The organism is Nostoc sp. LEGE 06077 (genome assembly GCF_015207705.1).
Lineage (GTDB): Bacteria > Cyanobacteriota > Cyanobacteriia > Cyanobacteriales > Nostocaceae > Nostoc_B.
On sequence record NZ_JADEWI010000022.1, the window covers coordinates 61,012 to 75,137 of the forward strand.

7 protein-coding genes are annotated in these 14,126 nt (G+C 40.7%); all 7 read right to left on the reverse strand.

Features of this window, described 5'->3' with window-relative positions; genetic code table 11:
• Positions 1-91 precede the first annotated feature (91 nt).
• The 7 genes from IQ244_RS15950 to IQ244_RS15980 all read right to left on the reverse strand — a co-directional run bounded on the left by IQ244_RS15950 (position 92) and on the right by IQ244_RS15980 (position 14,094).
• On the reverse strand, positions 92-1,744 hold the full coding sequence (locus IQ244_RS15950) for a ShlB/FhaC/HecB family hemolysin secretion/activation protein (protein WP_416209779.1): 1,653 nt from the start codon (positions 1,742-1,744) through the stop codon (positions 92-94).
• A 184-nt stretch (positions 1,745-1,928) separates the two neighbouring features.
• Positions 1,929-4,286 (reverse strand): CHAT domain-containing protein, encoded by a 2,358-nt coding sequence (locus IQ244_RS15955; RefSeq protein WP_193895724.1) that lies wholly within the window; start codon positions 4,284-4,286, stop codon positions 1,929-1,931.
• 59 nt (positions 4,287-4,345) lie between these two features.
• Positions 4,346-7,078 carry a hypothetical protein gene (locus IQ244_RS15960; protein WP_193895726.1) on the reverse strand — a complete coding sequence of 911 codons (2,733 nt, stop codon included), beginning with the start codon at positions 7,076-7,078 and terminating at the stop codon, positions 4,346-4,348.
• A gap of 35 nt (positions 7,079-7,113) precedes the next feature.
• Positions 7,114-9,330 carry a hypothetical protein gene (locus tag IQ244_RS15965; RefSeq protein WP_193895728.1) on the reverse strand — a complete coding sequence of 739 codons (2,217 nt, stop codon included), beginning with the start codon at positions 9,328-9,330 and terminating at the stop codon, positions 7,114-7,116.
• An 83-nt stretch (positions 9,331-9,413) separates the two neighbouring features.
• Complete coding sequence (locus tag IQ244_RS15970; protein WP_193895730.1) at positions 9,414-10,667, reverse strand: DUF4159 domain-containing protein; 1,254 nt, start codon at positions 10,665-10,667, stop codon at positions 9,414-9,416.
• Positions 10,668-10,736: 69 nt separating this feature from the next.
• Positions 10,737-11,765: a phage tail protein gene (locus IQ244_RS15975; RefSeq protein ID WP_193895732.1), complete on the reverse strand. Its 1,029-nt coding sequence runs from the start codon at positions 11,763-11,765 to the stop codon at positions 10,737-10,739.
• Between the two features lie 163 nt (positions 11,766-11,928).
• Entirely contained in the window at positions 11,929-14,094 is a 2,166-nt protein-coding gene (locus IQ244_RS15980) for a putative baseplate assembly protein (RefSeq protein ID WP_193895734.1), read from the reverse strand.
• Positions 14,095-14,126: the final 32 nt, after the last annotated feature.

A 14,126-nucleotide genomic window follows, 5' to 3' on the forward strand; every position in this document is an offset into this window, starting at 1 on the left:
GCCCAACTTTACCTATTATTTATGATATGTCATTGCGAGTGCAACGAAGTGGAACGACGCAATCGCCTAGACTCTGCGATTATAGAAAAATCTACAACCGATAGCCGACGCTGAAGTAAAAACCATCATCTTGGGCATTTGTCCCGCGGTCATCTAAGTCTATCAGGGGATAGCCGTAATCAAGTTTGATATCAAGCTGAGGTATGGGTTGAAATAATATGCCAAGTCCGATACCTGCAATAAATTTCTGACGTTGTAAGGTATTCGGGTTATCATCCACATTCCAGATGTAAGCCATATCAAAGAATGGGGCAATTTGCAGTGTTGAATTACCAGATGCGTCTCGTTGTACTGTTAAACGGTCTTCGATAGTCAAGCGTACACCGTTATCGCCAGCGCGGACATTTTGGCGATAACCGCGGACTGATTGACCGCCACCGACAACAAACTGCTGGGCTGGTAACAAAGCATTGGGTGTAATTTGTAACTCAGCTTGGGCAACTAATATATTATCTGTACTTAGACGTTGTACTCGCTGGGCTTGTGCTAACCAACTAAAAAATTGCCCATCGGGAATGGGGCTGGGATTGCTAGTAGCATCAAATATACCAAGACCGAAACTAAATAGCGATCGCAATGCCCAAGCACCATTAATATCCCGCACTACATAATCTTGACCAAATTTAATTACACGGGTACGACTATTCCCCTCATCATCTGGGCCAAAACCAAAGGGTGTCGGCCCTGCAAAAGTAAAGGTTTGACCATTCTGCACTGCAAAACCTAGAGATAAAGCAAATTCTTCACGGGGTGTTCTGATTAATGGTTGTCTAAAACTAATTTCGTATAGTTGCGATTCGCCACTAATATCAAAAGCCGCAAATGGTTCTTGTACAACATTCGTATTGTTAAATGAGGTTCGCAGTTGTAAAGTCCCATCCATCGGGTTGAGTGGGAGGCGATAATTAAAATCAAAAACATTTGCGCCACCCCTAGTTGTTAAATAATAGGCCGCACTAAATTCATCACCCAACCCAGAAAGATTGCGATAACTAGCATTCACCCCCAATCTTTCCGAACCAATGCTAGGGGGAGAATAGTTATCAACAGTCAACGCGGCGTTAAAAGGTTGTGCTTCGGTCACACGCACAATCAAAATACTTTGACCTACACCACTACCCGCGCGTAAACTAGCTTCCACGTTAGAAAATAAAGGGTCAGCCCGGAGTAATCTTAATTGGTCTTCTAATGCAGAGGTCAAAAGCGGCTTACCTGCGCCTAAAGCCACACGACTACGCACATATTCAGGATTTAATCTTCTTGTACCTTGAACGTCAATTTTTTCGATTCTCCCTTCAATTACCCGGATTTCTACTACACCATTATTCACGGTTTGGTCTACAACAATCGCTCTAGAAGTAATGTAGCCTTGGTCAAGGTAAATTTGAGTGATAGCATCAGCGGCTTTGCGGAGTTCTTCAACAGTGACTTCACGCCCTTCTACCTTCTGAGTTATCGACTGAAATCTATCGGGGCGAAAAACTGTACTCCCCGTGACGTTGACTTTCTCTACTTTAATAGTTTGAGAAGCTTCTGTCGGCTGAGTTTCGGGAGTTGGAATCGGTGTTGGTTGTACGGGGGGTTGTGATTCTGGCGGTAAGGGTTCTGGTGTTGTTCCTGGCTGGGGAAAGCGGTCTTCATTAGGATTTCCTTGGGGATTGGGTGCTTGTGCAAACGATGGCAAAGTTAAAATTACACAAACACAACTAAAAATCAAGCTATTAGATAGCCAATTAATGTATTTTTTGAATGAAAAATAATTTGTAGATTGCAAATTTGACATTTTAAATTTTGTCTATAAAAAATCATTCCTGTGTAAGATTTATTGTTTCTGTTTTTGCTATATTATGTAACTTTTTTATTATTTTTTAATGTACTTCTCCAATTAAATTGAATCCTGACCAATATTTAGGATTCGGGTATTGCTTCATTGTGGCTAACATCGCCTTTTGTAAAGCTTGGGCTTTGTTAGGGTTCTGCTTTAATTGGCGATAAAACTCAGTAGTTAAAACAGAGGTCGGTGTATCTGGTGATGCCCACTGAGAGACAATCACACTAGGAACACCAGATGTCATCAATGCTAAAGATAAACTCAGTACACCATTGCCTATGCTACCTTGTCCAGTTTCGCCAGCACTGATAAAAGCTAACTTAGCACGCAAACGTTTACCTTTTGGTTGATTGTACAAGTTGAGAATTTCGCTGGCGGTGAGTAGTCCGTTATTCTCTCCAGCTAAAGCGATTCCTCCGGGGATACCTTGTCTTTTGATATCATCTAAGACACTATATGTTGCTAGATGAATGAGTTTTGCTTTGGGTAATAAAGGTAGAATTGCGGCTTTGGTTGCTTGACTACCAATTAAAGCTTTGGTTTTGAAGAAATCAGCAACAGCTAAAGCTTCTTGTTCTGAATTTATGAGTTGTGGTAAAGGTTGCGGTGCTTGATTAATTGCACGAGCAATTTTTGGCATGGTAGGATTACCCACGACAACAACTTTACTCCCGCCTATTTTACCTCTTTGTTCTTTTGCTAACTTGAGTATTTGAATTGCTGGTACAGTTGAAATTGGGTGTTTGGCAATTAAATATTTGTCGTAAATATCCACCAAAGCCGGGAAGGGAACAAACCATAATTCATCTTGGGGAATAAATATGATTTGGGCTGTGGGGTTGTCGGGTAACAAATCAGCTATGGGTTTGATTAATAGTTGATGTAACTGTAATAATGGATTAACAAGTTTTTTGCCTTGATTCTCTTGACTATTGATACCTAGATAATTAGGAACACTAGCAATTATTTGGGGGATGGAATTAACTGAATCAAATGTATTTTCTGGTGTTGGTTTGACTTTGCGGAATGTAATTTTCCCTGTCGGCTGAATTACCCAAATATATAAGCCATCATCAGGAATGATAGTATATTTGACCAGAGTTGCTTTTTGCTCTTTGGCAATTTTTTGAATATCGGTGATTGTCGGTAATGTAATTGATTTGGGCGCTATTTTTAAATTATTGTCTTTTGCTTCAGAAGCTAACCGCATCCCCAATAATTGCAAGGATGCCATAATACTGCTTTGTTCAGAGATTTCTAATGCGGCTTCTGGCTGATTTTGGGTAATTAAAACTTGTTGCAGCAAGCGATATGTGTTGGCTTGTTCCACCGCATAATCAATGGTATTACCTAAATCTAAACGTAGAGATGTCCAATTTTGAATACTTGTTTGCAGCGTAGCTTTAGCATCATCTAATTTATTGGAGTTTAAATAAACAAAAGCTAAGTTATTTAAAGCTGTGCCTTGAGTATAATTATCTTTATTAGCTTGAGCAGACTTCAATTGTTCTTGATATATTGCGATTGCCTTATCGTACTCTTTGGCAAAAGTATAAACGCGTCCCAATTGTCTGATTACTTCAGCTTTTTGCGTTTTATCTGTAAGTTTTAGCTGTTGTTGATAAAAAGCGATCGCCTGATGAAAATTCCCTTGCGTTTGGTAGGTTTCGGCGATTTGTTTAAAGGTCAGACTAACTATAGTATTATTGTTTAATTCCTGAGCTAATTTTAACTGTTGTTGGTAAGCTGCGATCGCCTGGGGATATTGCCCTAATTGGCGATAACTTGCAGCGAGATTTTGCAAGGAATCAATTTGCAGTTGATAGTTATTATTGGCTTTTGCTGTTGTTAGTTGTTGGGAATAAAAAGCAATTGCTTGTTTATACTCAGTCGCCGCATCATGATCTAAACCAACATTACCTAAAAAGGCGGCTTCTCTGTCGGGATTACCAATTTCTTTTTTGAGTGCGGTTGCTTGTTCTTGATATTTTTTGGCTAACCTTTCATCACCCAGAGTAATATATGTATTGGTAAGATGTTCTAAAATTTGCACTGTAATTGATTGATTAGCAAAATCTTGGGTTAGTTGGAGACTTTGTTTGTAGAAATTAATGGCAGTTTTATATTTACCGAGGGTAAAGTAAGCGTCACCAATGCGAAATAGTGCGGTGGCTTCTCCAGTGCGATCGCCAATTATTTGATATAGTCTGAGTGATTCTTGTAATGATGCTAAGGCTGATTTAAATTGTCCGTTGGTTAGTTGTGTATTGCTGAGGTTTAAGAGTAAGTTAGCACGGTATTGTTGTGCATCTATTGGTTGGTTGGAGTTGGCGGTAAGGGGGGATAAAAGGAGGAGGGAGGTTAAGGTTATTGTTATAAATTGATGGGGTTTCATAGTATTTTTTATCTCACGCAAAGGCGCAAAGCCGCAGAGAGGAAATTGAGAGATTAGTTTTAATCAAATCCTGGTGGTAGTTCTAAGGGTGAGAGTTTGTCTGGTTGAGAAGGTGCGGGAGAGTTAGGAGTAGGTACGCTATTGTTAGTTGGAGATGAGGATGTTCCGGGAGAAGCACCTGGGGGTGGTGTAGGCTGTCCTGATGATGAGGGAACAGTTGGGATTACAGGTTTTATATCTCCTGACGGTATTACTGGTGTTGGATTTACTGTAGGCGGTAAAAAAGTTTCAATGGTGACGGAACGACTAACTTTTTCGCCAGTAGAATTGGTGACTTGTAAAGTAATTGTTTCGCTACCGGGTTGTTGATTAACTGGGTAGGGTATTGTACCGTTACGGGGGATATCTCCTGGTGCGGGAATTAGTTCAACTTTAATATTATTAGTACCTTCTACTTTCCAAGATAAGTTGAGAGGTTTGTTAGGTTTAAGTGGATTAATTAATATGGGATATTTTGGTAATGGGTTATTACCATCAATTTTGAATTCGATAATTTTACTGGGTAGAGGTTGGACTTTAACTAAGTCTGTTTTTTGCGAGATACTTGGTTTATCGGTGTCGGTTTTGGTAAATACTTGCAACTCAAATATATAGTCACCTGCGCCGCGATTATTTGCCGGAATATTACGACAATTTATTTGATTTTCTTGCTGGTTACAAAAGGCTTTGATTGTGTCGGGAATACCTTGGCTGACATCGTAGGTTTGGAGTGGACTGGTAACTAAATTTTCCGGCGATCGCCCAATTACTCGTAATTCTTTGATCCTATCTAAATCATTGATTTTCCAGTTGAGACGAATTGTATCTGGTCTAATTTTTGTGGAACTATTTTTGACTTCTTGATAAACAGATTGGGCGGGAGAAAATTGGAGAATTTGCGGTGGTGGAATCGAGACAATTTTAATCGTATTCGTTTTAATTGTCTCGACTGGCAAGTCTGGATTATTATTAGCAAATGCTTGCATTTGAAAAGTATAATCTCCTGGTTTCCGCGCATCTGTCGGGACGTTAGCACAAGTTAACACTGCACCCATTTGACAAAATGGTTGTAGTTCTGCGGGAATCTTGCCATTGAATGTATAAACTATAGGTTGTACCGCCGCTGTACCATCAGCAAATAAACCAGTTAAAGATAATGTTTGCAATTTTTTGGGGTGGCGAATTTGCCAACTCAAGCGAATAAAATCCCCGTTCGATGCTTGATAAGTCGCATCAGAGGAGAGAAATTGCAGAATTTTGGGGCTTGCGGGGGGACGGAAAAACCATAACCAAATCAAAAATGCGATCGCTGCTACACTACCTATAACTGTCAACAATACAAGTAAAAATTGCCACCAAGGGCGCGGTTCCCAAATTAAGCTTCCTGGTAAGACGGGATTAGGTAAAGGGATTTGTTGCTGATCTGTTAATTCAATGCGAAAGTTAAGTAATCTTCCCGCGCCGAACATTGGGCGATACCACCATTTCACGGGTACTACTGTGACTTTTGTCGAAACTTTTTCTCCTGGTAATACGCGCAATAAACCAGGAGAAGTGGTGTAACTACATACCTTATCTTCGTCTACAGGAACCGCTTCACAAGCGATTTCTCTGACAGTGTTACCTGCATTTGTCAACTTGACTTCAAAAGTCCCTCCTTTGCGTCTCACCCGATTTACTACTATCAGCATCTCTGCATTTAGTAGGTAAGACGGCAAAATTTCCCAATATATGACATCCAACAGCATCAAATCAGGATTATTGGCAGAATATAAGCGGATGCTGGGGTAGTAAAGTCCGGCGTTTGCGCCTAGTGGTGGTTGAAACTGAAGTAAGATTTCTCCCTTTTCGCCTGGGTTGAGATTTAAACCCATATTCGGGATAACCAGTCCCGCAGTTTCCAAACCTTCGGGATAGCGAATACTTATCCATTCTTCGGGTAAATCAAGACAACTGAGGCGAAATCTATCTACCCTATCAGAACGGTTGTGGACATTGACATTCACCTGTAAGATTCCGCCTGGGGGAATTTTTGCAGGCGATCGCGAACTCGTTAAAGGTAGTAAGCTAAAAGTCGGGTCACTAACTCTGACAACAGTTTCAATCGCAGGTAAAACTTGAATCCGCGCCCCATGTCGAATTGGCGTATCTTCAGGATAATGCAAGGGTGCATCAACAACAATTGAATAATTGTAAGTGCTAGGAATTGCTGTGACAGGTACTTGAAATTCAAATAACACCTCACCCACAGAATTTGGACTCAGTGCTAACCTTTGTTTAGGTGCATCACACCATTGAATTAATTGCGGTGATAATTCATCAATAAAAATATCAATTAAAGCACTTTCTTGACCTTTATTAGTAACAGTTACATTAAGTTCAAATTTTCCCCCAGCTTGAACTGCGTAATCACCAGAAGGATTAAAAATAACTGCTAGAGGATTTCCCGGCGCAAGAGTTTGTTGCAGATTTTGCTGTTGAATACCGCGTTTAGCCGCCAGATTAACCTTGTATTGTACCTCACCAGACGTTAATACTTGCTGAACAAAACCTTCTTCAACTAATTCATCTAATAAAGCTAAAGTAGCTTGTTGATTTAAATCTAAATGAATTGATACTTGGGTAAGAGAAGCACTATTTGGACGCTTAATTAACCACTGCACAATTTTGCGCTGTTGTGGTGGCAGAGTCAACACATCTGCCATACTCAAACCGAGTTGGGAATTACTAGTTCTCGAATTTGTGGCAGTCATATCTTACCCTCAAAACAATAAATAAAAGTAACTTTCTAATTTTGTAATTGTTCTTGACAAGTTGATTTTTTATCGATATCTATCATGCTAAATCCAACTGTACTGTCATTATTACCACTAATAACTAAAATTTTATTTCTAACCACCTTAATATCCACACTATTAATTACTCTTCTTTTCCAAAAAGTTATCCAACCCATCCAATTATTATTTTGTATTTTTATGCCATTTATAAAATCTGGCTCTCGTTTACCTTCTTTACTTAATGGCCATAACATTACCTGATTATCGTCACCGCCACTGACTAAATAACAACCATATCTACTTAACGCAACTGATCGAACCGCTTTACTTTCGTGTCCATCGCGCCATTGATCAATAATTTGACATTGAACTTTACGATTATCCAAACATTGTTTCATATTCCATAAAGTAATTTGTCCCATAGTATCAGCTGTTGCTAATAGATCTGGGTTGTATTCAGCACTATCTACACTCTCTATATAATCATTTTGACTACCAGGAGGATTATATGGTACTTTCCATAGTTGATCTTGTGAGTAATTCCAGATAGCTAAGTTGTTATATCTGCCTGCAATTACTAAATTCTGTTTATCCTTGCCAGCTAAGGTTAAAGTAGAAATAGCAAAATTTACATTTTTTCCATTTTTAGTATTAATAGGTTCTTTTAAACTTTTACTATCACCTAAAAGGGCGCTATTAACATTCCATTGCAAAATTGCACCACTACCATGACCGCTAAATAAAAAGCGAGAATCTTGGCTAAACTCTAACCCAAAAACACGATCATCTTTATTTTCTATCGAAAAAATAACTTTATTACCACTACTTCCCAGAACATCTCGAAGTTGAATTTCAGCATTTTCCAACCCAGCTGCAACTACATCATTATCTATAGGTTTATAGCGGACAATTCGCACAGATTTATTTATACCTTTTATCTTCTCTTCTTGTTGATTAATTAAAGGATTAATAAAACCAGCAATATTCCATCTGATGATACTTTGGTCTAGAGAAGCACTAACAGCGCGATCGCCTACACCATTAAACTGCACAAATGTCACAGCATCCGAATGTCCAAAGAATGGGCTATCAGGATTTAGCCATGATAAAAACCAGAGTAGAATCAACAACAAAGTTCCTAATACTATCTGTAGCCAAATATGTAAAATAGGATAAATAATCAGTCTGATAAATTGGTTTTCATCATTAGCATTAATTCTATGATCTGAAACAGTAGCATTCACCTTAAATGAGAGTTTTTGTATTAAACCAAACCAATGTCGCCGTTTCTTCACTACTAGTTGTAAATTCTGAGTTTCTCCTGGTTGTAATTCCAGAAACTCTGGTTTAACTTCCCAAAAACATTTAGGTTGTCTTTCTTCACCTTCTTTAATTTCAATGCTGATTTGCTGACTTAAATTACTTAAATTTCGACATTCAAGTTGATAAGTCGTAGAATTGGTTCCTGGCTGCGGTAGCCAAGGACGAAATTCTGGCATCTGTCGTTTGTCTGGGAAGCATTTAAAATTGATAGATCCTACTGGGTTAACATTAACTATGCCTTCTTGACTGCGCGACGGAATACCATTTGGATAATTAGCTTCAATAGTAAAAGGGTATGCCTGACTTGGTAATTCTTCTGCAATTGGTAACTGACATAAAAAAGAAGTTTCTATTTTAGTTCCTGGTGCAACTTGCAACAGTTTTTCATCGCCATTAATAAACCATTGGGGTTTAAGTCCAACAGGTTTTAGAGAAACACTTGCAGGTAATTGACTTGGATTAAAAACCCTCACCTTAATCTCTATTAACTCCCGTGGTAGAGTTGGAAATTTCTCTGTTATTAACTCAACCTGCATAGGTACAGTACCAGCACCTGCTTCAACTATCAACCGCAGTATTTGTCTGTCCTCACTCCGCAATTCCAATGAAAATATGCGGACTATCAGATTCATTTTGCCAATAAACCCAGCAACAGGCGTATTGATAATTGTTACATTAAATTTTGTACTATCTCCCGGCGGATTTTTAGCACTAACAGATGGCGTAATTTTGTACCAATTAGACCCTAAACTCTCGCCACTACCAGCCGCAATAATTTCGATTTCAAAAGAAGCAAACTGATTACTTTCATTAACTACAGTTACATCAAAAGAAGCTGGCAAACCACCCGGCTGAAAATTCAATACTTGTGTAGAAATTTTAGTATTAACTAGATTAATTGCCATATTAATTGTCATATATAGAGTGCTGAGTATGTAATTCTCTGCGTTCCTTCGCGTGAAACTTTGCACCACTTTGCGTTAAAAAATCATTCCAACTTATTAAAAATACTTTTTAACGCATCAGGCTTGCTTGACACAGGTGTAGCAGTTTGTTGCCTTAATTGCGTCATTTGCTTTCTATTCCATCCGAAATTAAGAATATTAATCCCTAACTCTTGGGCAGTGCGAATTGTTTCTCGTGGTAAAGTTAACTTTTCATCCAATCCCCAAGCTAGAGATAAATCACCAATAACTAAAACGATGCCACCTGCAACTAAAATTTGCAGATGCTTTTGATTAAAACTTGGCAATGCTGCAAATAAAAATGGCTGTGTCCGTAACGGATGATGGCGATCAAGTCGGCGTAAATCCTCTAAAGGTGTGCCTAAATTTTCCGTAATCTCCAAAACACTTTCTAATCGGTCAACTGCATCAGTGGGTGATTCAACTAATAAAACTCCACCACCATCTAGATAACTTTTGAGATTAGCTAATTCTTGAACATTGAGAATTAACGGTTCACTACCTGTGATAAAAAGCAAATCATAATTAATGGCAATAGTTGGGTCTAAAAGTGGAAAACTTAAGCGAGCAATTTGCTCATCTCCTTGAATAGTACAGGTAAGACTTTCGGTATATCTTAACAAAGAAGATAAATTTGCAAAACTATTACCTTCTTTAGTTTCCTGCGTATCCAGATGCGCTGCACGCACCACAGCCGTTGGACGCGATCGCGCAATTTTTCGATAACGAAAATCTAAACTATTCAAACTCGGATAAAAGACATCTTGAGGATGTTCTAAAGTTACTAATCCCGGTTGTAATAATATTCGACATAACTCCACCTCAAAAGTATCAGGTGGTGTTGTTTTTTCATCAATCCGAAAAGTTTCTGTTTCAAATTTACTAACTTGTTTTTCAAATTCACTAACTTGTTTGCGTTGTAAAGTATCTGGATCTACATAACGCACGACTAAATAAATTAATCTGGGTTTTTCTTCCGTAATATCAGCCGAGATATGAAAATCTATCTGTTGCGGAACCACAATCGGATTCCCATTCACATCAATAGCAATTCCTGGCTGAATTTGTAACCATCGCTTATCGTTATATTGTGATGGTACATCCTTCGGCGCAAGAATCAAACTCACACCCAAACCCTGAACTATTCCCGGTTCATTCAACGATTGATAATGAATATTTTGCCTTTGACGGTGATAATCATGCGATCGCTTCCACCGTTCAGCATTAATCAATAAACCATCTTGGATTTGTAGTCGTTCTAGGGGGTGAATTTCCATAATTAGGGGTTCAGGGGTGTAAGGGTGTAGGGGGAGAATATTTTACTTAACACTCAGCACTCAGCACTTTCAACTATCTATATAAAGTTCATAAGTACAAAAGGCGGGTTTTTCTTGCTCAATAATGTGTCTTACTAACTGTTCATCTACCTGATTTAAACGTTGCGGACGGAGGCGGACGATAAAATGATAGGGACGACCGCCGCCAATCATTGCATCTTCACCTAGGCGTGTATTTCCTAATACAAAACCTTCGCCGCGAATTTCTTCAATACAAATATGTTTATCAACTTCTCTGGTAATATGTTCATCTAAAGGTAAATCTGTATAAAGATGTATATATAAACGCAAACCTCTACGTGTTCCCCGCCAGCGATAAAGCTCAACCGCCGAACGAATTAAATAACGTTGTCGTTCTAAAGTCCAACGGCGATCAACAGGCCAAGCTACCCAATGGGCGAGAAAAGGTAACAATGACTGCGGTGCAGTCATGGGGTCTAAATAAGCCCACAACACATCCAACGTTTGCACTGAGGGTTCAAAAGCCTGTTCAAAAATTTTCAAAAAGCGCCCAATAAAGTCAACTTCTCGATATAGCGCCGGGACAAACTTTTGATAGAGACTGCGGGGACGGACATATAAATTTAAACCAGCCGTTTCAACTAACTGTCTACCAGTACCCTCCTCGCTGTAGTTAACATGAATCCGACTGTGATAATCCAACACCAAAGATTGACCAGTCCCTAGTTCGGGAGTTTCAAAAAAATCTGCGGGAAGTTGGAAGTATAACACCACATCCATTCGCGATCGCGGCGCAAGTCCATAACCTTCCATCCCAATGCGACACCACTCAGCCGGGAAATTCCCCTCCACCCGCACATTCAACCGCAACATCCGACTACCCAAGTTTTCCAGCTGCAAAACTATCTCACTCGGTTCCGGCGGATGAACCACCACATCACATCCAGCACGTACTGTCGTTTGGCTACTAAGTGCTGTTTGCGAAAAATCATCTGCACCTTTACCCACCGCCAACGTTTGAATGGCGTTAGGTAATTGCATTGATGTAAGTTGCAGGTGCAGAATTTGACTAGTCATAACATATTTCTCATTTAAGATTTATCTCTTTAGAACTTCAGGAAAATCCCTCTCAAATTCTTTCTTCTTTCTTCTTTGTGTCCTTTGCGTCCTTTGCGGTTCGTTATATTAAACTTTTAAGTTTTCACGCAGAGGTGCAAAGGCGCAGAGAGTAACGAGAGGTTTATTGGATGAGATTAACAACATGACCAGAACGCAACCGCGTATTTTGCCAAGAACAAATCAAACCCAAAGCCCCCGGATCAATCACCGGATTTTGGGGAAGCGATCGCACCCAAGTAGAACCGACATACCGCAATTCAAACAACTGCACCACCCCCAAATACCGCACCGCCGGAAATTGCTGAAACAAATTCACAATATCCGAAGGATAAACAGGTCGCCCAAACGGCCAGCCTCTCCCATCTTGTCCCCCCGTAATCGGATTCAAAAACCGATACAACGCCACCCGTAACTTCCCCAAAATCTCTTGCTGGGCGGCGGGATGGTTGTATTCTGGTTCCAGCGCAACTTCGGTTTGCACCGCTACACCCACATATTCCGGCGCTTGCAATTTAACTTGGATTCCTAATAACCTCCGTTCATCTAAATAAGCAATAATTTGGTCACGTAACTGCGGACTCAGACTAAATAATTCCGGTTCGATACCTTCGCCACGATTAATTGCATCTGTATTCGCCGCCGGGACAACTAATAATTTGACAGTTCCAGCTTCTTGTGTGGTTGTCGGTGGTAAGCAGCGTACCCGCGCCACCGCACCACCGCCAGCTTGTAGCGTCAACACCTCAAAATCTTCGGGAGTCACAGCGCGATCGCGGGTTCGCAACATCGCCGGAACGCGAATTACCGCATCTTCCAAAGATTCCGCATCGGAACCGTTACGCGCTGGTATATGGTTAATCAACCTCGCCACATAAGGAACCGCAGTTTTCGCTACGGTAATCGTCCCCCGTTGCACATTCCCCTTACGCCCGCCACCAGTCCGGTATGCAACCATCCGAATCACCGAACCGCGCGGTGGTACAGCCCCATATTGCCTTTCTAATTCCTGAATATTAGAAATATTTCCCACTCCCCGCCTAAATTCCGTTTGCTGCTGGAGTTGGGCTGGTTCCCGAATCACCGGGCCAAATTGTACCGTCCCGGTGCGCGAATCAATTGTATAGTGCAAATCTTGGGGGAGAGAATTAGCAAAATCGCTGACCTCATACCACCGTTGAGGAATTCCCCCAGGCGGTGAAACCAGCAAATATTCATCTTCCCGACGGTTCAATAAGGGAACGCCTTGTAACTGGAATGTTTGTCCCGGTGTACCGTCGCTTTCTCCTAAAATTTCATTGCGAATCAGTTCACTTTGACTAGCACCCACCGTCCCACCAATGGATCTCACCGTCAAACCAACCATCCGCGGCGCACTGCTATATCCTGGTTGATTGGGTTGGGGCGAAGTGTAAACGCAACGCAACCAACGTCCTTGGTACGCGGTGAAAGTCGTCACAGGCCAGAATTGGGGTAAATGCAAAACTATATCCGCACCTTGTAGGGGGTTAATTCCTTGGGTCGCCAATTCGCTAAAACTAAAACCCTTGGTGCTATCGTCTGATTCTTGCAACAGTACCGCTTCCCATTCCACACCGTTCCAAGCTTCCCAACGCCGCGGCGGAATATCAGGGTTAATCCCGGTGGCGGTGGCGGCTTCTCCTTTTAGTTGCAGTGCGAGAACATTCCCTTCACACTGCGATTCCCCATCAATCACTAAATAAAAGCTGTTTCCCGGTTGGGGTTGTTCGTCAAACAGTGCCAACTCTCTACCATACCATTCACCATCAGAGCGCATCGTCCATAAATTAGTAAAGCGATCGCGCAAAATTTCTGGTTTTTGATCGGCGGTGGGACAGGTGAGAAAGTGGCGAATTTGTGGTTTATCAATAATTAAAGGCCGATCTGTAGTGAAAGATATGGCCTCTTCTGTTTCCGTGCGAATTGTCGCCACCTCCACCCCAGCCGGAATCGTGTAAGTTTCAGGTAAAGCCGCACTTAAATAAAAAGTAATATCCGCCACCGCAGGCGCAGGTGCTTGTAACCTCACACCCAATAACTCTAAAAAAGTAATGTAATTGCGCTTGGGTACTTCATTAAACCGCAGCAGCATTTGGTCAGTTAACCAAGCAAATAGCTCAATGAGCGTGATACCTGGGTCACTGGGGTTATAATTCGTCCATTCTGGACAATAGCGGGGAATCCGCAGAATACACTCATCAACTAAATCTTTAAAAGTGCGATCGTCTAGATTAGACTTGGGTAATTTTGGTAAAAAATCAAATTCCACAATATTAATAAAAGTGTTGAGTTAAAAGTGCT

Coding starts and splice junctions, on each gene's coding strand:
- IQ244_RS15955 (WP_193895724.1), bottom strand. CDS start 4,286: ATGAAACCCCATCAATTTATAACAATAACCTTAACCTCCCTCCTCCTT.
- IQ244_RS15960 (WP_193895726.1), bottom strand. CDS start 7,078: ATGACTGCCACAAATTCGAGAACTAGTAATTCCCAACTCGGTTTGAGT.
- IQ244_RS15965 (WP_193895728.1), bottom strand. CDS start 9,330: ATGGCAATTAATCTAGTTAATACTAAAATTTCTACACAAGTATTGAAT.
- IQ244_RS15970 (WP_193895730.1), bottom strand. CDS start 10,667: ATGGAAATTCACCCCCTAGAACGACTACAAATCCAAGATGGTTTATTG.
- IQ244_RS15975 (WP_193895732.1), bottom strand. CDS start 11,765: ATGACTAGTCAAATTCTGCACCTGCAACTTACATCAATGCAATTACCT.